This window comes from Sorangiineae bacterium MSr11367 (genome assembly GCA_037157805.1).
Taxonomy (GTDB): domain Bacteria; phylum Myxococcota_A; class Polyangia; order Polyangiales; family Polyangiaceae; genus Pendulispora; species Pendulispora rubella.
Genome location: CP089983.1, coordinates 1,392,593 through 1,414,576 on the forward strand (window position 1 = coordinate 1,392,593; position 21,984 = coordinate 1,414,576).

At 66.8% G+C, this 21,984-nt stretch carries 9 protein-coding genes; 4 read left to right on the top strand and 5 right to left on the bottom strand.

Annotated features, from left to right (window positions below; all coding sequences use genetic code 11):
• Positions 1-5: 5 nt before the first annotated feature.
• Positions 6-1,682 carry a cyclic peptide export ABC transporter gene (locus tag LVJ94_05830; protein WXB06752.1) on the bottom strand — a complete coding sequence of 559 codons (1,677 nt, stop codon included), beginning with the start codon at positions 1,680-1,682 and terminating at the stop codon, positions 6-8.
• Entirely contained in the window at positions 1,679-11,233 is a 9,555-nt protein-coding gene (locus LVJ94_05835; GenBank protein WXB06753.1) for an amino acid adenylation domain-containing protein, read from the bottom strand. The genes LVJ94_05830 and LVJ94_05835 overlap by 4 nt, the downstream gene beginning before the upstream one ends.
• Before the next feature lie 452 nt (positions 11,234-11,685).
• On the opposite strand from LVJ94_05835, the gene mxcH reads away from it, so the two are divergent.
• A complete protein-coding gene (gene mxcH, locus LVJ94_05840) occupies positions 11,686-14,214 on the top strand; it encodes a TonB-dependent siderophore myxochelin receptor MxcH (protein WXB06754.1) in 2,529 nt (842 codons plus the stop codon).
• A gap of 22 nt (positions 14,215-14,236) precedes the next feature.
• Positions 14,237-15,469 (top strand): hypothetical protein, encoded by a 1,233-nt coding sequence (locus LVJ94_05845; GenBank protein ID WXB06755.1) that lies wholly within the window; start codon positions 14,237-14,239, stop codon positions 15,467-15,469.
• Positions 15,470-15,482: 13 nt separating this feature from the next.
• Here LVJ94_05845 and LVJ94_05850 read toward each other — a convergent pair whose 3' ends face one another.
• Positions 15,483-15,974, bottom strand: coding sequence for a hypothetical protein (locus LVJ94_05850; GenBank protein ID WXB06756.1), 492 nt, complete (start codon positions 15,972-15,974; stop codon positions 15,483-15,485).
• Between the two features lie 400 nt (positions 15,975-16,374).
• Between LVJ94_05850 and LVJ94_05855 the strand changes: the two genes are divergently transcribed.
• Positions 16,375-18,705: a PAS domain S-box protein gene (locus tag LVJ94_05855; protein ID WXB06757.1), complete on the top strand. Its 2,331-nt coding sequence runs from the start codon at positions 16,375-16,377 to the stop codon at positions 18,703-18,705.
• A gap of 569 nt (positions 18,706-19,274) precedes the next feature.
• Positions 19,275-19,682 (top strand): hypothetical protein, encoded by a 408-nt coding sequence (locus LVJ94_05860; protein WXB06758.1) that lies wholly within the window; start codon positions 19,275-19,277, stop codon positions 19,680-19,682.
• 40 nt (positions 19,683-19,722) lie between these two features.
• Here the strand turns inward: LVJ94_05860 and LVJ94_05865 are convergent, their stop codons facing one another.
• Positions 19,723-20,487: an ATP-binding cassette domain-containing protein gene (locus LVJ94_05865; GenBank protein WXB06759.1), complete on the bottom strand. Its 765-nt coding sequence runs from the start codon at positions 20,485-20,487 to the stop codon at positions 19,723-19,725.
• Positions 20,484-21,959, bottom strand: coding sequence for an ABC transporter permease subunit (locus tag LVJ94_05870; protein WXB06760.1), 1,476 nt, complete (start codon positions 21,957-21,959; stop codon positions 20,484-20,486). The genes LVJ94_05865 and LVJ94_05870 overlap by 4 nt, the downstream gene beginning before the upstream one ends.
• Positions 21,960-21,984 lie beyond the last annotated feature (25 nt).

A 21,984-nucleotide genomic window follows, 5' to 3' on the forward strand; every position in this document is an offset into this window, starting at 1 on the left:
GCGCCTCAATTCATGACCCTGATGACTGGCCCCGGGGCAGGCGCTGGCGGGACCGCGACTTCGGAGAGAACACCGAAGTCCATGTGCAAGCAGCGATCGGCGACGCCGAAGTACTGCTCGTCGTGGCTGATGACGAGCGCAGTTTTTCCCTGCGCCCGCAGTTCCGGGAGAAACTCCCGGTAGAAGACCCTCCGAAATTCGGGATCCTGATCGGCCGCCCACTCGTCGAAGAGAAAGAACGAGCGGTCCTCGAGCAGCGCCGCGACCAACGCGAGCCGTTTGCGCTGCCCGGTCGAGAGGCCATCGAAGCGCAGTTTGCCGTCTTCGATGCTCACACGGCGGTCGAGTTTGAGCCGTTGGAGGTAGCCGGCCACGCGCTCGCGGACGAGGGCGTTGCCGAGGCCGAGCTGCTCGTCGAAGACATGGTAGTCGGCGAAGACGGCGGAGAAGAGCTGGCGGTACTGCGCGCGGTTGGAGGCATCGACGGGGACGCCGTCGACGCGGAGTTCGCCTGCCTCGGGCGTGTAGAGCCCGAGCAGCACCTTGGCGAGCGTGGTCTTGCCGCTCCCATTTCCGCCCACGAGAAAGACGATTTCGCCGGGGCGGAAGCCGAGGGCGATGGGGCCCAGTCGAAAGCTGGTCTCCTCGTACTCGCGGACGTAGCTGTGCGTGACGCCGCAGACCTCGATGCGCTGCCAGCTCGATGCGAAGGTGCTCGTGGGGAGGGATGGCGCGTGCGCCTCGTCCGGCGACGCGAGCGCGAGGCCGAGGTCGTCGAGTTTGCGAAAGGCCACGGCGGCGCGGCCTGCCGAGGGGGCGATTTCCACGAGCTGCGCGACGGGGCCCATCAGGTACAGGAGCGTCAACGTTGCGCCGGCGACCGCGGACGCCGAGAGGCCCGCTGCGCCGGGGAGAACGAACACCGTCGCGCCGAGCGCCACGTAGAACAGGAGGCTCCCCCAGCCCATGCCGAAGCTGTATCCCGTCATGCCGGCCACGAAGTCGCGCTCGTAGGTGGAGAGGCTGCGACCAAAGGAATCGGTCAGAAACGCCTCGCCCCGTCCGCGGTTGATTTGCAGCTCCTTGACGCCGGCGGTGAGCGAGCGGAAGTGGCCAAAGAGGGCGTCGCTGGTTTCGCGGGCACGCTCGAAGAAGCGCACGGCGCGGACTTCGTGAAGGCGGAAGAGGCCGACGCCAAGGGCGATCGCGGCCAGGACCACGAGGAAGGCCGATCGCGCGATCCAGGCGAGGTACAGAAGGCAACCGACGATGGTCGCGGCGCAGACGCAAATGTGGGGCATCTGCACGTAGGCCTGGGTGATGACGAGGGCGTCGTCGTTGAGCGCGGCCAAGAGGCGATGCGTGCCCAGGGCCTCGATCTGGCGAAGGGGCGCTTCGACGATGTTGCGACCGAGTCGCCTCCGCACCTCGCCCACGATGGATTGACCGAGGCGCGTGAGGAGCACCTCCGAGACGCCCTTGCTGAGCACGGCCAGCAGGGCCAGGCCGACGAAGCTCGCCGTCAGCCGCTCACGCGTTCCGCTTGCGCCGGGCGCGCTCGACATGGCGTCGTGCACGAGACCGATCACCGCGGCGCTGCAGAGACCACTGACGAGACCCGCGCCGATCGCGCAGGCTACGACGGGCCAGGAGCCTCGCAGGAGGGAGCCGGAGGCCTTCATTCGCTGCGCCCCTTGATGCGGCGCGCAGCGTTTCGCGGCAGCGCCACCAGCGCGGGCTCGGCCGGGGGCGCCGAAGGCTCCGCCCGCAGCGTGCGAACCCGCTCCGCGAGGCCGGTGGCCGTCGGCCGCTCGAAGAAGTCCTGGAGCGACAAGGCGACCCCGAACACGTCGCGAACGCGATTGAGGATTTGCAGCGCGACCAGCGACTCGCCGCCCTGCGCGAAGAAGTCTTTCTTCGGGTCGATCCGCGCGACGCCGAAGGCTTCGGCCCATATCGTGGCCATGCGCTCCTCGAGGCCATCGAGGGAGGCGACCTTCTCGAGGACCGGTTTGGGGGCGTCCAGGTGACGCATGAGGATTTGGCCTTCGTCGTCCTTCGGCAATCCGTCGAGCCTCTGCGTGGAGACGATGACGTGGGAGGGCGCGGGTTGCGCCATGAGCCGGCAGAAGACCTCTTGCCCCTCGGCCGCGGACATCGCGGGCATCTCCGCTGCGCTGTCATGGGAGAGGCCCATGGCTTGGAGCCGGGCGGCGGCGTGTGCAGCCATGCCGATGCCGCGCCAGCGATCGAGGCTCACCGAGAGCGTCTTTCGTGCGGTGCGCCGGCCGAGGCTCTGCGCGAAGGCGTCGAGAAATGCGTTGGCGGCCGCGTACCCCGCCCGGCCGACACCTCCGCTCAACGACGTCAGCGACGAGCAATAGAGGACGAAGTCGAGTGGCGCGTCGGCCCCCTCGCTCAGCGCCTCCTCGAGCGTGAGGGCCCCCAGCGCCTTGGCGCGCAGTTCGCCGGTGAAGGACTCCACGGTGAGGCCTCCGAGGAGGCCCCCGCCCGCGATGCCGGCCGCGTGAATCAGCCCCGCGAGCGGACCGAATCGTTCGCGCGCCTGACCGAGAATGGTGCGCATGGCCGAAACGTCGGCCACGTCCGCGCGCGCGACGAGCACCTCCGCGCCGAGGTCCTCCAGGAGGCGCACGCGCTGGCGCTGCTCGTCCGTCGGCTCCGATCGGGCCGAGAGCACCAGCCGCGCGCGCACGGTTCGCGCGAGGGTTTCGGCCAGGGCGAGCCCGATGCCGCCGAGGCCCCCGGTGATGAGGTACGCGCCCCGCTCGCGAAGACCCGCGCCGCGGGGGCTTTCTTCGATCGGGATCGGCGCCACCGCCGGAAGCCACCGATGCGCGCCGCGCAAGGCGACCACGGGTTCGTCCGAGGTGCATCGCGCCTCCGCGAGGAGCTGTTGCACGCTGGTGTCGTCGTCGGTCTCCAGGTCGACCAGGCGGCAGCGAAGGCGAGGCCACTCGAGGGGAATCGTGCGGCAAAGGCCGACCAGCGGTGCGTGCTCGGGGTGCAGGGTCTCGCGACCCGTGACGTCGTGCAGACCCTGCGCGAGGACCAGAAGCCTCGTGGCGCCGAGCGCGGTCGCCGCCGCCATGACGCTGGCCGCGCCGCGCTGCTGGGCAAGGAGGAACGCGTCGGCATCGAGGGCGCCCTCGTTCGACGCGGCGAGGGCAAAGGCATGCACGACGTGCGTGGCGCCTGTCGCGGTTTGCGCGCAGGCTGCGGCGAGGGCTCGGTAGTCGTCCACCGCCGAGGGCCGCAGCACGAAATCATCCGCACCGGTCTTCTCGAAGGCGGGGCCGCTGCGCACGCGTGTGACCCGATCCCCCGCCGTCGAGAGGGCCGCGGCGAGCCGCGTGACGAGCGGACCGTCATCGCCCAAGACGACCCAGTGCGTGCCCGCCTCCACCGCGTGCAGCGACGCGGCCGGGGCGCGTTTCCACGAGGGCGCGTAGAACCAGTCTTTCAGCGGGCGCGCTTGGACCGGCGCGTTCGAGGCCTTGCGCGGGCGCGGCTCGAGCCAGTGTCGCTGCCGCTCGAAGGGCGTGGTGGGCAAGGAAACGCGCCGACCAGAGCGCGTGCCCGCGAGCGCGGTGAAGTCGATCCGTGCGCCCAGGACCCAAAGGTGCCCGACGGCCTCGAGGAAGGGGGTCGAGGGCAAGGCCTGGCTCGCGGCGGTCCGTTGCCAGAGCCCGGTCAGCGTTCGTCCCGGGCCGACCTCGAGCGCGATCCGATCGGGCCGTGTGGCCAGCGTGCGGACGCCCTCCGCGAAGCGCACGGGTTGGCGCAAATGCTGGACCCAGTAATCGGGATCCTGCGCCTGCGCCGCCGTGATCCACGTGCCGGTCACGTTGGAGATCCAGGGCACGCGTGGCTCCGAGAACGACACCCGCGCCACCGCGTCGCGGAACGCATCGAGCACGCCGTCCATGAGGTGCGAGTGGAAGGCGCGCTCTCCACGGAGACGGCGCGATTGGAGCCCCGCCGCCGCGGCCTCGCGCTCGACCTGCTCGATCGCGGAGACGGAGCCCGAGAGCACGCACTGGCCGTCCGCGTTGACGGCCGCCAGCGCCACCTGCTCGCCGAGCCAACGCTGCACGACGGCCTCGGACGCGGGGATGGCCAGCATGGCGCCCGCGGGGGTCGCTTCCATCAAGCGGCCGCGCGCCGCCACCAGCGCGAGCGCGTCGTCGAGGTTCAAGCAGCCCGCGAGGCAAGCGGCCACGTATTCGCCGACACTGTGGCCGATCATCGCCTCGGGCTCGACGCCGAGCGAAGCCCACACCCGCGACAGCGCATACTCGAACACGAAGAGCGCCGGTTGGGTGAGCGAGGTGCGATCGAGCTCCTTCGTCTCGGAGAACATCACGCGTTTCAGATCGAGGCCGAGGATCGGCTCCAGACGGCGCGCGCAGTCGTCGAGGGTACGGGCGAAGACGGGCACGCTCTCGTACAGCTCCCGCCCCATGCCGGCGCTCTGGCTGCCCTGCCCGGGGAACAGAAACACCACGGGCGGAGCCTCTCCGACCGCGCTTTGGGCCTGCAGCGACGTCCGATCCGCGCGCAGGGCCGCGATGGCCTCCGCCTTCGACCGCGCGACGATCGCGCGGCGATGGGTGGCGGCGCGCCTGCCCATTTGCAGGGTAAATGCGGTATCCGCCAGGCGAAGGTCCGCGTCGTCCTCCAGGCGCGCGGCGAGCGCGTCGCTCACGGCGGCGAGGCCGTTGCCCGAGTGGGCCGACACCACGAGCAACTCTGCCCGCTCCTCGGCGTTCTCGGCGTGCGCGACCGGGGAAGGCGGCTCCTCCAGCACGGCGTGCGCATTCGTCCCACCGAGGCCGAACGCGCTGACCCCTGCACGCCGCGGTCCCGACGTCGCCCAATCGAGGAGGCGCGTGGCGACCCGAAAGGGGCTGCGCTCGAAATCGATGGCCGGGTTCGGCGCCTCGAAGTGCAAGCTCGCCGGGATCCGGCCCTCCCGGACGGCGAGGGCCGCTTTGATGAGCCCCGTGATGCCCGCCGCCGCATCCAAGTGCCCGACGTTGCTCTTCACCGAGCCGATCGCGCAGAAGCCCGTGCGCTCCGTGCTGGCCCGAAAGGCCTGCGTGAGCGCGGCGATCTCGATGGGATCCCCCAGCGGTGTGCCGGTGCCGTGGGCCTCGACGTAGCCCACCGATTCCGCGGTGATGCCGGCGGCCGCATGCGCGTCTCGAATGACGCGTGCCTGCCCATCGACGCGGGGGGCGGTGTAGCCAATCTTCTTTCGTCCGTCGTTGTTGATCGCGGACCCTTTGATCACGGCGACGATGGCGTCCCCATGGGCCAACGCATCGTCGAGTCGCTTGAGAAGGACCGCGCCCGCGCCGCTGCCCGACACCGTTCCCTGGGCGCGTTCGTCGAAGGCGCGGCAGTGCCCGTCGGGCGAGCCGATCGCACCCTCTTGATAGAGATAGCCGGCGGTCTGCGGAACGGTGATGGAGACACCGCCCGCCACCGCGAGATCGCATTCACCGCCGAGCAGTGCCCTGCAGGCCAAGTGCACCGCCACGAGCGACGTCGAGCACGCGGTTTGGACGGCGACGCTCGGCCCTTCGAGGTTCAGACGATAGGACACGAGGGTGGTGAGGAAGTCCTTGTCGAGCGCCAGCAGCGCCGCCATGTCCTCCGCCGACTCGAGGCGCACGCCCTCCGGGAACCGATGAAAGAGGTAGCCACTGAGGCTGGAGCCTGCATAGACGCCGACCCGCCCGCCCGCGCGCTCGGGATCGTAGCCCGCGTCTTCGAAGGCCTCCCACACGCATTCGAGAAAGAGCCGATGCTGCGGATCGAGCAGGGCGGCCTCCCGCGGCGAGAAGCCGAAGAACTCTGCGTCGAAGCGATCGATCCCATCGAGCACCGCGCGCGCTCGCACGTAGTGCGGGTTGGACACGAGCGCGGGGTCCACGCCGGCGGCCAGGAGCTCCTCGTCGGTGAGCGTCGCGATGGACTCGACCCCGGCGCAGAGGTTGCGCCAAAATGTGCGGACGTCGGGCGCGCCGGGAAACCGGCCCGCCATGCCGATGATCGCGACGTCGTTTCCTCCGACGTGCGCGCGCGTTCGCTGGTCCGCACGGGACGGCTCCGCGGGCTCGTCGCCGGACAGCGCCGCGGCCAGTGAGGCGATGGTCGGGTGCTGAAAGAGAAGGAGCACCGGAATGTCGCGGCCGACCCGCTCCCGGAGACGGGTTGCCACCTCGGCGAGCAGCATGGAGTGTCCGCCGATGTCGAAGAAGTTCTCATGCACGCCGGGATGCCGCCCGGCGAGGACCTGTTCCCAGATCTCCGCAATGGTTCGCTCGAGCTCCGTGCGGCCCGAGGTCGTGGCTCGCGACAGAGGGCGCTCGTCGACGGGCGCGGGCAAGCGGCTGCGATCGACCTTCCCGTTGGGGCCGAGGGGCATTTCCTCGAGCCGAACGAGGTTCGATGGCACCATGGCCTCGGGCAGGTGGGCGCGGAGATAGGCCCGCAGCGCGGTGGTATCGCCCGTGCCCGTCACGTAGGCGACCAGATGCTTGTCCCCCGCGGCGCTCTCCGCGAGGATCACCGTGGCCTCGTTCACCTCCGGGTGCCGGCGCAGGCAGGCCTCGATTTCGCCGACCTCGATGCGCATCCCGCGCACCTTCACCTGGTGATCGAGTCGCCCGAGAAACTCGAGCACCCCGTCGGGACGTCGCCGCACGCGATCGCCCGTCACGTACAGGCGGGCGCCCGGCTCGTCGCTCCACGGATCGGGCCTCCACCGCTCCGCCGTGAGCCGCGGGTTCTTCCAATAGCCGCGCGCCACACCCGCGCCGCCGATGGCCAGCTCGCCCGCCGCACCATCGGGCAGTGGCGAGCCATGGCGATCGAGAACGTAAAGCCGCGTGTTCGGGAAGGCGAGGCCGAGGGGAACGCCTCGACCATGCGCCTCGTGGAGATCGGCTTCCGCGGCCTCGTAGACCGCGTTGTCGATGGTCGTTTCGGTCACGCCGTAGCCGCTGAGAAGGCGCGTCGTGGCAGGGAGACGCTGGCGCAGCTCGACGTAGTCGCGCATCGACCAAGCGTCGGATCCCACGATGAGCAGGCGAAGGCGGCCCAGTCGTTCGGCATGGGCCATCAGCGGCTTGGCCAGCGCCGGAACGACGTCGAGCGCGGTCACCGCTTCGCGCTCCACCAACGTGGCCAATGCGGCCGCGTCAATCGATGCCTCGAGGGGCGCGAGGACGAGCGAGCCACCCGAGCACAGCGCCCGGACCCAGTCGGCGGTCCAGACATCGAACGCGGGGCTCGCGACCTGAAGAAAGCGCAGCTCGCCGTCGCGATACATGTCTTGCCAGGCGGCGAAGGCGTTGGCCAAGGTGCGATGGCTCACCATCACCCCCTTGGGCCGGCCCGTCGAGCCCGATGTATATATGATATAGGCTAGGCGATCGAGCCCGCCCGGCGCCGTGCGATTCGGCTCCGCGCCCTCGGGCAGCTCCACCCGATCCAGGTCCACGACATGGACGCCGTTCGAAAGCGCGGGCCGACGACCTCGCGTGATCACCACGGAGACGGCTGCATCGTGCAACGTGGCGGCGGCGCGCTCCGTCGGATGGCTCGTATCGAGCGGAACGTACGCACCGCCCGCCTTGAGAACCGCCAGCACGCTGGCCACCAGATCGATCGAGCGATCCAAATGGATGGCGACCCGCACCTCGGCCGAAACCCCGAGCCGCCCAAGGTAGCCGGCCAGGCGACGGGCGCGGAGGTCGAGCTCCCCGTAGGTGCATCGCTCGGAGCCGGCGATGAGCGCCACCGCATCGGGCTGCCGCGCCGCCTGCGCCTCGAACAGTTCGTGCACACAATACGACGGAACCGCGACACGCGGCTGCGCGCCGAACGTCCGCGCGCGTTCGCGCTCCGTCAGAATGGACAACGCGGAGAGCGGCGCGTCCGGGCGTGCAACGATCTGCTCGAGCACCCGCCGGAGTCGCTCCCCGAGATCGCGGACCGTCGCTCGGTCGAAGAGATCCGTATTGTACTCCCACACCGCGTGCAGTTCGCGGCCGGCGGGGACGAGATCCAAGGCCAAATCGAGCTGCGCGGTGGCCGTATCGAACTGCTCCACGGCGAAGGTCACATCGGCCAACGCCGGCCAAGCGGGCAGGGGAGGCTGCATCGAGACCATGGCCTGGAAGAGAGGCGCACGACTCAGATCGCGAACGAGCGGCAGCTCTCGAAGCACGCGCTCGAAGGGCACATCCTGGTGCTCCTGCGCCTGCTCGACGGTCCGGCGCACGCGCGCGAGCAACTCCGCTGCCGCGGGATCGCCTCCGGCGTCCACGCGCAAGGCGAGCGTGTTGATGAAGCAACCGACGGCCCCCTCGAGCCGGGGGCGGGCGCGGCCCGCGACCGGTGTTCCGAGGCAGAGATCCGACTGCCCCGTGTACCGATGCAAGAGCGCGAAGAGTCCGGCCGTAACCGTCGCGAAGAGCGTGGCCCCGTGCTGTCGTCCGAGCGATGTGAGCTGCTCCACCAGCTCGCTCGAAAGGATGAACGTCTCGCGCGCGCCGGCGTACGTCTGGATGGGCGGCCGAGGTCGATCGGTGGGAAGCTCCAAGTGCGGCATCGGCCGCCCGAGCTGCGCCTTCCAGTAGCGGAGCTGCGGCTCCCATGCGTGGGCCCGCTCCGGGGTTCGCTGCGCGAGGGCCTCGTCCGCGAATGCGCTCTCGTTCGCCGGTAACGCCGCATCGCGACCCGTCGTGAACGCCGCGTACTGCTCGAGCAGCTCCCGGAGCACGATGGTCAACGACCAGCCGTCCACCACGAGGTGATGGGCCGTGAGCGTGAGGACATGCTCCCGCGCCCCCGTTTCGAACAGCGCAAAGCGGACGGGCGCACCCTCCAACGCGACGGGCTGCCACGTTCCCGATTCGATGGGCAGTGCCACCGGCGAAGGAGGCAGGATCGTCTGGCAGGGGCGCCCTTCCCACGTCGTGAAGTGCGTGCGCAGCGCGGCGTGCCGGGCGACGACGGCATTCACCGCCCGCTCGAGGGCCTCGCGATCGAGCGCTCCGGCGAAGCGCAGACCGCCCGCGATCTGGTAGACGGGGGCGGGCGTGACGAGCCGCTCGAGAAACCAGAGGCGCTCCTGCACGAACGAAAGCGGAATGCGCTCCGGGAGGGCCACCGCGGCGATCGACTCCGGGCTCTTCTGCTGCGCCTCGATCCAGGTTGCGAGCGCCGCCACGGTGTTCGTGTCGAACACTTGCGCGGGGCCGACCTCCACGCCGAAGGTCTCGGTCGCCCGTGCGCTCAATTGCATGGCCTTCAGCGAATCGCCGCCCAGCTCGAGGAACGCATCGCTCGGCGTGACCCGTCCGCACTGGAGCACGTCCGTCCAGATCCGGGCCAGCGCCGCCTCGGTCTCGGTGAGCGCCCGCTCCGCGGGCCATGCCTGCGCGGTGGGCGCCTCCATGGAAGCGTCCCAACTCCAAAGCGTCGCGAGCTCCCCGTTCAGGAAGCGCTCGCGGCACGCCCGCCGCTGCACCTTGCCGCTCGTCGTGCGCGGAAGGCTGCCGCGCCGGATGAAGACCAGGGCAAAAACGGCGACCTCGTGCTCCGAGGCAATCGCTTCGCGGACGCGCGTCCCCGCACGCGCCAAGTCCTCCGCCGGGCGCGTGCGGCACTCTTCGACGACGACGAGCCGCTCCTCACCGCCGACCTCCACCGCGAACGCCGCCGCACCGCCCCCGCCGAACTCGGCGCTGCTCGCCTCGGCACACGCTTCGATGTCCTGCGGATACAGATTCCGCCCGCGGACGATGATCAGATCCTTGAGCCGCCCCGTGACATAGAGCTCTCCGTCGTCGACGAAGCCGAGATCTCCGGTCCGCAGGAAGGGCCCCTCACCCGCTCCTTCACTTGAAGCAAGGTGCACTCCGAACGAGGCGGCCGTCTCCTCCGGCCTTCCCCAGTAGCCTTGGGCCACACTCCCGCCCGTCACCCAAATCTCCCCCACCTCGCCGGCCGCCCGAAGCTCGGCGCGCGCGGGGTCGACGATCTTCACGATCGCGGGATCATGCGGCCCGCAGCCGACCAACTGCGCGACCGCACCGTTATCGTCGGAGGCGAGCACCGCGCGCCCTTGTTCGAGCGCCGCGCGCTCGACCGTCCGCACGATGGGCGGAGCGCTGCGTGTGCGGGCGCTCACGAGGAGCGTCGATTCCGCGAGGCCGTAGCAAGGAACGAACGCCGAGGCCCGGAACCCCGCGCCCGCGAACGCCTTCGCGAAGCGCTCGAGCGTGGCCTTCCGCACGGGCTCCGCACCGTTGAAGGCCACGGTCCACGAGCTCAGGTCGAGCGTCCCGCGCTGCTCGGGCGCGATCTTGTCCACGCACAGATCGAACGCGAAGTTGGGACCCCCACTGGTCGTCCCGCGGTAGCGCGAGATGGCCGATAGCCAGCGCAGCGGGTTCGTCAAGAAGTGCTCGGGCGTCATCTGGATGCAGGGCGCGCCCACGTAGAGCGGCTGCAGGATGTTCCCGATCAGCCCCATGTCGTGGTACGGCGGCAGCCACCCCACGATCACGCTTTGGTCGCTTTGTCCGAACGCGCGTTGGATCATCCGCTCGTTCTGCAGAAGATTGCCGTGGGTGAGCGCCACGCCTTTGGGCGTGCCGGTCGAGCCCGATGTGTACTGGAGGAACGCCAAGGTCCCGGGCTGGATGGGGAGCGGTCGCCATGCGTCCTCCGTGCCGTCGGGGATCGCGTCGATGGAGACCCAATGCACATCGTCGAAGCCGGGGGGGCGTGGGACGTTGCTCAGGGCGACCGTGGGACGGCAGTCGCGAACGATCGAAAGCAGCCGCGGAAGGCCGCGCCGCCGCTGGGGCAGTGGCACGGGGACCGTGACCAGGCCTGCATAGAGGCAGCCGAAGAACGCCGCGATGAAGTCGAGCCCGGGCGGCAGCACGATGAGCACGCGGTCGCCGGGCCGTGCGCACGAGTGCATCGCGCTGGCGATGACGCGCGCTCGCCGATCGAGCTCGCCATATGTCGTCGAATGCGCAATCGATTCCCCGTCCGCGAGGAAGGTGTACGCGTGGGACGAGGAGCGCTCGCCCGCGCGACATTGAAGCAATTCAATCAGGGTCGTGGGCTCAGTGGACGGAGCGGTCGTAAGCGCGCGTGCGCGCGATTCGTTCGATTCCATAGTGTCCTCGGCGCCAAGTCCGAAAATTCGAAGGATCCGGAAGCGGCGAGCTGGATCCGATTTCGGGGCTCCAACAGTCAGGATCGCTGGCCGGCCGGGGGCGTTTGCGTGGCAACGTCACAGAACGCCATGGGGAAGCGGTGTTGGCGCACGCCCAAAAGAAAACTTCTGCGATTGGTGCTGAATATGAAAATCACTCTCAACTGTCAACGCTGAAAGGTCTAGGATTCGATGATTCGCGTGACTGTCACTCGGACATCGCTGTTCGATGACGAGCCCCACCATCCCTCACGAATCGTATGAGCCTTCGCAATTGACCCAACCCTTGGCGCCGCGGTATGCGCGGTCTATTTCGGACGACCGATACGGAGCCCGATCCAGCCTCTTTCTTGTTATTCCCAGAAAATAGGAATCATTCGCACCTTAATAAGGCCCTGCACGGCTGGCCGACTATGACCAAGTGCATCACCGACATCCGCTTTCCCGCGGCCTTCCTGGCGAGTCTCTGCGCGTTCAGCCTCGGCGGGGCCGGTGTGGCTTTGGCACAGGACACCGGGGCCGTGGGTGCCTCGAATGGCGCCGCCGGCGTGCAGCCGCCGGAGCTCGTCGCGTTCGTCGAAGCCGAATACCCACCCGCGGCCCTTGCGGCCAGACGGGAGGGGCGCGTGGTGTTGCGGTTGACGCTCGACCGAGAGGGCCTGGTGATCGACGCGGACGTGAAGGAGCCCGCGGGTTACGGCTTCGACGAGGCGGCCCGCAGCGCCGCGCTTCGTTTTCGCTTCTCGCCGGCACGCCGCGGTGACAAGCCGGTCGCCGCCCGCATCCTTTACACGTACGAGTTCCGGCTGCCTCCGGAGCCCGAGCCACCTGCGGCGCCCCCCGCACCGGGGGTGGAGCAAGCCCCGGGCGCGCCCGCTCCACGACCTCCTGCAGCAGCGGAGGTTCCGGTCGAGGTCAAGGTCAAGGGCCTCTCCGAGGTCGCGCGGCTGCGGCAATCCGCGCAGGCGGTGAAGGTCATCGAGCTGGAACAGGCGCAGCGCGAGACCGCGGACCTCGGCGAGGTGCTCGCACGGTCCGGGGGCATCAGCGTCCGCCGCGGCGGCGGGCTCGGAGCGGGAACGCGCCTGTCGCTCAATGGCCTCACCGACGATCAGATCCGCTTCCTCGTCGATGGCATTCCGCTCGAGCTGGCGGGCTATCCCTTTGGCGTCGCGAACGTTCCGTTGAACCTCGTCGAACGGGTCGAGATCTACCGCGGGGTCGTTCCCATTCGCTTTGGCGCCGATGCCCTGGGCGGCGTCGTCAACCTACGGACCGACACCGAGGTGCGTGGAACGCACGGTGCCGCGTCCTATCAGGTGGGCTCGTTTGGCACGCACCGCCTTACCTTCAGCGGGCATACCCTGGATGAGCCCACGGGTAGCTTTACGCGCGTAACCGCATTTCACGATTACGCCAAAAACGATTACCCCGTCGACGTCGAAGCGGTCGCCGCGAACGGCCGGGTCGAACCTGCACGCGTGGATCGCTTCCACGACGCTTACCGATCCACGGGGGCCAGCGTCGAGACGGGCCTGATCAATCGCCCTTGGGCGAAGCGCCTTCTTTTACGCGCATTCGTGACGGATTACGCGAAGGAGGTGCAGAACAACCTCATCATGTCGGTGCCATATGGGGAGGTCGAATACGGCGAGCTCACGGCGGGCGCGACGCTTCGCTACGAGAACACATTTGCCAAGAATGTCTCGGTCAGCTTCGTCGGTGGTTATACGCAAAACCGCATCTGGCTTCGAGACGTGAGCCAATGCGTTTATAGCTGGTTCGGGCGCTGTAATACGATGCGGCCTCGAGGCGGTGAGGTCGACGGAATTCCGCACGACACGCTGACCATCCAGCACAGTGGCTTCGGCCGCCTGAATGCCAGTTGGCAGCTGCATCCGCAGCATGCCGTTCGGCTCTCGTTGTCGCCCACGTATGTCACGCGCACGGGTGACGAGCGGCGCGGATTGAATTCCAACGAGCGCGATCCTCTGGCGGCCCAGCGCGATCTGTTCACCCTCGTCAGCGGGCTCGAATATCAAATCGACGGCTTCGGCGACCGCCTGGAAAACATCGCCTTCGTCAAAGACTACCTTCAACTCGCGCGAGCGGAGGAGCCGAGGCCGGGCGGATTCGTCAGTCGCAACGATCGGAACACCCATCGCTTCGGCGTGGGCAATGCCATCCGATACCGCTTTTTGCCCTGGCTCTACGGGAAGACCTCGTACGAGCTGGCGACCCGCTTGCCGAGCCCCAACGAGGTATTCGGCACCAATGGTGTGATCATCGCCGCCAACCTCGGGCTAAAACCCGAGACCAGTCACAACGTCAATGTCGGTTTCACCATCGACACCGCCGAGACCCGCGTTGGAGCGTGGCGCTTCGATGTGAACGCTTTTCTTCGCGAAACCGATAATCTCATCGTCCTGCCCGCGGGCGCCGCCACCTCCACGTACGAGAACATTTTGAGCGCGCGCTCGCTCGGCGCCGAAACGACGGCGGGTTGGACCTCGCCGGGTGAATACCTCGCGCTCGATGGCAACTTTACCTACCTCGATTTTCGCAACACCTCGAGCGAAGGGACATTCGGCAACGATGGCGACCGCATCCCGAATCGCCCTTACCTATTGGCCAATGGCTCGGCGCGTCTACAATTTCGTCGCGTGGCCGCCTCCAATGACGAAATCGCGCTCGTGTGGAATACCCGTTACGTGCACGAGTTTTATCGTAGCTGGGAGAGCCTCGGCTCGCGCGAGTCCAAACAGGTCGTCCCGTCGCAGCTCTTGCACTCACTTGCGCTCACGTACCTCGTCCGCGGTAACCCGTTCATCCTGAGCTTCACGGGCGAGGTGCAGAACCTGACCAACGAACCGGCTTACGACTTCATTGGCGTTCAGCGGCCGGGCAGAGCCTTCTATTTCAAGACAACCGCGGAATTCTGAACTCCGCAAAAAGGGAACAGCCATGAAATCGATGACCAACGTGAAGCGGATTGCCATTCTCGCGGCGCTTCTGACCGTGTCGGGTGTCCCCGCATGCGGCAAGGACGATTCCTCGGGTGGTGGTGGACCCGATGGTGGTGATACCGGCCCTGCCTATCTGGTCGGCACCCGCGTCTGGAACGACACCGTGACGACGTCGTACGTCCACGTCGTGCCCTCCCTCGACGAAGCGACGACGATCGATCCGAGCAAGGCCCTGGAGATTGGCGGCTCGGCGACGCTCTATTCCATCCCGGGCCTCGGATGGTTCGCGGTCGGAAACGCCGAAGACGTCACCTTCACGCGCTACACCTTGAGCAGCGATCGCAAGCTCGTGAAGCAGGAGAAAATCAGCCTGCAGCCGCAGGGCGTGCAGAAGCTATGGGACACGCTCTATGTCATCTCCCCCACGAAGATCTATTACCCCGATCCCGAGGGCCAGCAGATCATCGTCATCAACCCGACGGCGATGACCGTCGAACGCACGATCAAGCTCCCGCAAACGGCGCGCAATGGGTACCTCTCGGTCTACGGTTATGGGTCGACCATGCGTGACGGTAAGATCCTCTTCACCGTCGGCTGGTTCGACTGGCAGCAGGGCGACAAGGTGCTGGGGGAGACCGGGTTGGTCGTGCTCGACACTGCGACGGATACGGTTTCCCGTGTCGACGTGGACAATCGTTGCGGCGGAATCACCACGCCGGTCGTCATGGATTCCGGCGACACGTACTTCACCAGCTCCGCGCTTGCTGCCTCCGCGCACAAACTCGGCCGATTGTCCACGGCACCCTGCGCGCTGCGCATCAAGGCCGGCGCCGACGCGTTCGACCCCAGCTACGTGGCGAACCTCTCCGACGTCACGTCGGCCCCGATCGTCGGCGAGCCGATCCCCGCCGGCGGCAACAGCATGTTCCTGCGCGTCTTCGACGAGAGCGCGGGCACGGTGAGGGCGGATGATCAGACCTGGAAGCTCACGGGCCAACCCGTGTGGCAGTGGTGGCGTTGGGACGTGACCACCGCGAAGGCGGTCCGGATCAACGAGCTGCCGTCCGGCACGGCCGACGTCCTCTGGTTCAAAGTGGGGGATCAGGTGTTCGGGACCGAGTCGAAATCGGACAACTCGTCGACCACGCTCATCGACCTCACCGCCGCAGGTGGTCCCAAGCGCTCCTTGACCGCGCCCGGCTTTCTCTACGGGCTGGCACGCGTGCAGTAGTCTTTAATTAATCTCATGGAGATCGAACCGAATCGGGGCAGCGAAGCGAATCGGAAATCGGTTCGATTTCGGTGCTTCGCGCCCGCGACCCTTCGACATCCGCAAACCGTTCCAAATCGGCGGCGCGCACGTGGTAGCACAGCACGCCTGGCCGTCCGTCCGTCAAGACGCGAACGATCTCGACGCGGTCGTCATTGGTCACTCCACCGACCATGGCGAGCAGTTCGTCCGACACGATGAGCGACGGGCCGTACACATCCCGGTCCCGATCCATTGCACGATGCACGATAGATCGGATGAGTACGGTAGCGCCTTGCAACTGGGAAAATTCATTTCCCTTGTAGGTGGTCGTCGTTCCAATTGTCTTCATCTGCGGGTTCTTCTCCATACTTGCTCGCGCCGACCACCATTCGGCACGAAGCCCATTTTCCAATGCGATTCGCAAACGCCAGGCGGCAGGACACGCGCTCATCACCAGGATAGCGTCACTCGTGATGCGAAGCACATGATTGTCGATTGTTTGGATGCCGCGTTGCTCGCGACTTCGAATCCATTCAATCTTCCGGCGTCGCTTTTTCGAACGTCAAAGATTGCACAGGGACATTCCGGATAGATTCTGGCCATTTGAGATTGCCCTGCTAAGTGGAAATTCGGAGTAGCGTCGAATTTGTACCGATATCCGCAGCCAGCTGCGGAGCCGAGCCGGTTTTGGAGATTCGGTCGACGTAGGGCGTGCTTCTTCTCGGAAGCGCGGCGGAGCACGCCGCCGTGGCGGAGGCGCAGTCTGCCCCAAAGGGGCTGATATGTTGCTCGGTTCCCTTGGGTGCACTTCATCATTGATCGAGCGATCGACGTCGACCGGTGGCACGCTGCCTGCCCCGTCCAGGTCCTGGAGGTATGGACCGGTGGCTCATCGCACGGAGGCCTTGGCAGCACCCTCTGCGTCGCAATTCCGCTCACCCGGGGCGCGGCGCCGCAGTACCGTGGGTGCCTACGCGCTGGTCATCGCGGCCATCGTGGCGATGACGCTGCTCCGGCTTCTTTTGGACAGCGTCCTACAGGGCCGCGCTCCATACGCGCTCTACTATCTCCCGATTTTGCTCGCGGCATGGTTCGGGGGCGTGGGGCCGACCTTGATGGCGGTCTTGCTCTCGGCGGCTTCCGCTTGGGTCTTCGTCGTGCCCCGAGAGGACACGGGTTACAGCGCCTCGATGATCATCTTCCTCCTTGTCTCCGGCGCGATGGTGGTGCTCGCGCGTGCCGCGCGCGCTCGCCAAGAAGAGTGTGAGTTCTTGGCCGCGATCGTCGAGTCGTCGGACGATGCGATTGTCACGAAGGATTTGAACGGGGTGATCCGATCCTGGAACCCAGGGGCAGAGCGCCTTTTCCACTATGTGGCCGATGAGATCGTAGGTCGCCCCGTTACGACGCTGATTCCGCCGGAGAACGAGGATGAAGAGACGCGCATTCTCGAGCGACTCCGCAATGGCGAGCGCATCGATCACTACGAGACCGTGCGCCTCGCCAAGGGTGGGCGAAGGCTCGACGTTTCGCTGACGATCTCGCCGGTCCGCGGCCGCTACGGCGAGCTCGTTGGCGCTTCGAAGATCGCGCGCGATATCTCCGAGCGCAAGCGCGCCGCCGAGGCGATCGCTGCGGAACGCGAATGGCTCGACCGGACCCTTCAGAGCATCGGCGACGCCGTTATCGCCACCGACGCGCATGGCAAGGTCGTGTTCTTGAATCCCGTGGCCGAACGGCTCACGGGATGGGCTTCGTCCGATGCCTGCGGTCAAGGCTCCGATGAGGTCTTTCGGATCGTGAACGAAAACACGCGCCAGACCGTCGAAAGCCCGATCACCCGTGTCCTTCGCCTCGGCGTCGTCGTCGGACTCGCCAACAGCACGGTGCTCATCGCGGCCGACGGCACCGAGCGTCCCATCGACGACAGCGGCGCCCCCATCGTCGGGAGTGACGGGAAACTTCGCGGCGTGGTCTTGGTCTTCCGCGACATCTCCGATCGACGTCGCCTCGAAGCGGAGAGAAGCGTTGCCGTCGTCGAACGCGAGCGGCTTCTAGAGAGCGAGCGTGCTGCGCGCGGCGAAGCCGAGCAGGCCAATCGGAGCAAGGACGAGTTCATCGCCATGGTCTCGCACGAGCTGCGTACGCCCTTGAATGCGATCAAAGGCTGGGCGGAGCTCGTAAAAGGCGATCCCGCGGACGTCGATACGGTCCGGCATGGAATCGAGGTCATCGAACGCAACTCGTGGTCGCAAGAGCAGCTCATTTCCGATTTGCTCGACATGAGCCGCATCATCTCCGGCAAGCTGCGGCTCGACGTGCGCGACATCGACCTCATTGCGATCATCAACGCGGCCATCGAGACGACGCGGCCGGCAGCCGACGCGAGGGGGATCTCGGTCGACTGCTCCTTCGATCCCTCCGTGGCCTCGACGACCGGAGACCCATCGCGCCTTCAGCAATGCGTATGGAATCTGCTCTCGAATGCCATCAAATTCACGCCGCAAGGTGGACGGGTCGCTGTCCATTTGCGTCGCAGCAATTCCCACGTCGAGATCTGCGTCACGGACAACGGCATCGGGATTCGCCCGCAGTTCCTTCCCCTCGTGTTCGAGCGTTTTCGTCAGATCGAACCCGGGACGAGCAAGCGCTCGGGCGGTCTCGGCCTGGGGCTCGCGATCGTGAGGCAGCTCATCGAGCTGCACGGGGGGCACGCGCGCGTGGAAAGCCTCGGCGAAGGTCAGGGCGCGACGTTCACCCTTGCACTGCCCATCCGGGCAGTCCGCACGGCGGCGGCAACCCACCTGGAGTCGGACGTGAAGGTCGTCCTCGATCATATCAACGTGCTGCTCGTGGAGGATGACCCCGACAACCGCGAGGTTCTCCGTAAGATCCTCGAGCAGCATCATGCCTCGGTTTCGGCGACCGCGTCGGCGCGTGAGGCACTCGAGTTCTTGCAGAAGGCACGCCCGCATATCCTCATTAGCGACATCGGCCTCCCGGACATCGATGGATACGAGCTGATTCGGAGCATTCGTCGGCTCGATTCGAGAGAGGGGGGCCGTATCCCGGCCATCGCACTCACCGCGCACGCGAGCTCTCAAGATCGCATGAAGGCACTGCGAGCCGGCTTTCAGAGTCATATCGCGAAGCCCGTCGATCCGCGTGAGCTCGTCGCCAGCATCGCCAGCTTGGCCGGATTGGTCGTGCCCTAACTTGCACTTCGTAGCAACTTGCCGCGAAAGTCAGCTCTGTCACAATGGCGCGGCATGGGGCCACTCGTCGTTGCGCAAAGGACGCGTCGAGAGCAGACCACCTAAAGCCGCGATTAAAAGGATATAAAGTCTTTTTGGGGCCGATCGCACATCCGGGGCATCACCGTTGCACTACCTCGCTCTGCGCGGGCCGCAGACAGGCCCGTGGGGAGAGGAGCGAAGTCATGAAAGGCTTTATTCACGCCGCCGTCGCGGTGTGCACTCTAGGTGTATCGGTGAGCTCGTATGCGCAGACCGTGCAAACGCAAACCGCTCCACAAGCACCACAGGCCCCGGCCACGCCGCAGGCACAGCAGGCACCCCAAGCACCGCAGACGCCCCAGACTCCACAGACCCCCCAGACACCTCAAACGCCTCAAAGCCCACAGCAGACACCTCAAACGTCGCAAACGCCTTCGTCGACTACCGTCACGTCGGCGCCGGTCATCGTCTCTCAATCGGGAAGCACGGCGCAACGTGACACGACTTCCGACAACTACCGGCCCAATCGTAAACTGCTTTTCGGCGGTGTGCTCACATTTGGTGTGGCGTACGCGCCGGCCGCGATCGTCGGCAGCACCAGCGACCACCCTGGAGATCGCAACCTGCTCATTCCGCTCGCGGGGCCGTGGATCGACCTCGCCGACCGGGGCCCGTGCGGTGGCTCCGGGCAGCGAGACTGCGGAGGCGACACGGGCAACCGCGTGCTCATCGCCGTCGACGGCGTCTTCCAGGCCCTCGGCGCGCTGCAGCTTTTGGGAGCCTTCATTTGGCCGGAGACGCGCCGGGTGGAAGTCGTGGAAGGCAAGGGCTACCTGGCCCCAGTCGGCCAACGGCACCTTGCACCCGTGGCCCAGAAACAGAAGCTCCAATGGCAAGTGGCGCCGGCGCATCTCGGCCGAACCGGTTACGGAATGTCCGTCGTGGGGACATTTTGAAGTCTTATTGTATCCAATAGACGATAATGGCTTTGCTTGTTCATGGACCTCCCGAGGACAGACCCCTCCGTCCTCGGGAGGTCCGTGTGAACGCTCGGACGAAGGCACTTCTAGGCGATTCCGCAAGCATTTCGCGCGTTCCGATTTGTACGAGCTTTCCCTCTTCGAGAACCGCCATGCGATCGGCGAACTGGGCCGCTTCATCTGGATCGTGGGCTACGAGAAGAACTGCCGTGTTCCGCGCGAGGAGCAGCGACGCGAGGAGCTCGAGAATATCGGCTTTGAGTACGATATCGAGGTTCGTGAACGGCTCGTCGAGCGCGATCCACCTCGGTTCGACCACCAGTGCACGGGCGAGTGCGACGCGCTGTTGCTGTCCACCGGAGAGCTCGTGCGGCCTTCGGTGGCCGAGTCCGGCCAGGCCAACCTGGGCCAACATCGTGTCGATCGCGTGCGCGCGTTCCGCCTTGGGGAGCCCAGTTGCCGCGAGGCCGAAATCAAGATTGCCAATGACCGTCAAATGCGGCCACAGCGCGAGGTCCTGAAAAACCGCGCCGGCGCCGCGCTCGTTCGGAAGCAGGAGAATGCGGCCCGGGGCGCTGGCTTGTTTCCCGCCGATGCGAATCGAACCCAAGGAAGGGGCGAGGAGACCGAGGGCAAGTCGCAGGAGGCTCGTCTTTCCGCTTCCCGAGGGGCCGGCGAGGACGAGGGCTTCACCTTCGTGCAGGGAGAGGGACACATCGGACAGCACCGTCCGTCCCCCCAGCGACAGCGATACGTCCTCCAGCTCGAGCAAGGCGCTCACCGCAGCCTCTTCATGACGATAGCCCCGAGGGTCACCACGGCGAGCGACAGGATGACCTGAAGCAGTGCCAGTGCCGCGACGACCGACGATGGACCGTTGGCCTCCAAGGTGAAAATTCGAACCGTGAGGGTCTCGCCTCCGGGCGGGTAGAACAGGACGGCGGTTTCGAGATCGCGCAGGCCGAAGACCATGGCGATTCCAAAGGCGGCCACGAGCTCGCGCGCATGCAAGGGGATGACGATGCGCGCGAGCTGGCGGAAATACCCTGCGCCGCCCAGCGAGCCGGCGTCTTCGTACGCCCGGGACGTGTTCGCGATGGATGCGGCAACGATGCGCGTACCGAGTGCCGTGTAGCGGGCGACGAAACCCACGATAACGATGGCCAAACTACCATAGAGCCGTTGCGTGGCGGGCCGATTCCATCCGGCGATGATGCCCGTTCCCAGTACGGCAGATGGCAGGAAGAAGCCGGTTACGGTGACGCGATCCAGGGCGCTCGCCCATAGGGAGCCGCGGGCGAGCGCGTGTCCGGCAATGAGTGCAATGCCCATGGCGATGGCCGCGGCGGCTCCAGACACCACCAGGCTGTTGGCCATGCTTGGGCCGGCCCATGACCAGCATCGGCCCATTCCAGGCACGGCGCGGACCGCGAGTGCGAGCAGAGGGGCGGAGGCGAAGAGGCCCGCAAATATCGTCATGACGCCCGGCCACGCGCCGAGGTCCATCGGATCTCGAGTACGCCATCGAAGCCGGAGCGCACCGTGGGATGAGGCGAGGGCGCGCTCGAGTCCTATGAGAACGAACCCGAGCACGACCATCGGCACACCGAGCGAAGCGGCTTCTCCGGGCGCGAAATCCACGCCTCCAAGGCGTACAAAGACCGCGGCGCCGTAGACTGGAACGCGCAAGAACATGGGCACGCCGACTTCCGAAAGGGTCAACGAAAAGACGATGATGGCCGCGACCGCGATGCGTGATCGAGCGGCGGGTACCAATAGGCGCGTCAACACGCGCCACGGCGGCGCGACGAGGAGCGCGGCTTCTTCGAGGGACGCGTCGAGCCCCGTCATGCCGAGCATCGTGAGCGCCGTTACGATGGGCGTGAACGTGGTCGTGAGGACCAACAGGTGCCCCACCGGCCCGAAGAGAACGGCGGAGGTGCGCGCAGAACCCACGAGCCCGCGCTCTCCGAGCCAGTGAAACCAGCCGAGTGCAATCACGAACGGCGGTAGAAAAAGCGGCAGGGCGTGAAGTGCGAGCCATACGCGCCGTGCCGGGATCCTCCCCCGCGCAAACACGGCACCGAGTGGAACGCCGAGCACCACGGTGGTCGCGGTCACCTCGAGGCACGAGAGCAGGGTGCGCCCCAGAAGTGCCCAGGTCGTGGCGCGTCCGAGAACGGCGAGGCTCGCCGTCGTCATCCCGAGCAAGACGTGCGCGAGAGGCCATAGAACGGCGAGTCCTACGGCCAAGGAGGTGAAAAGAAGCGCGGTCGGT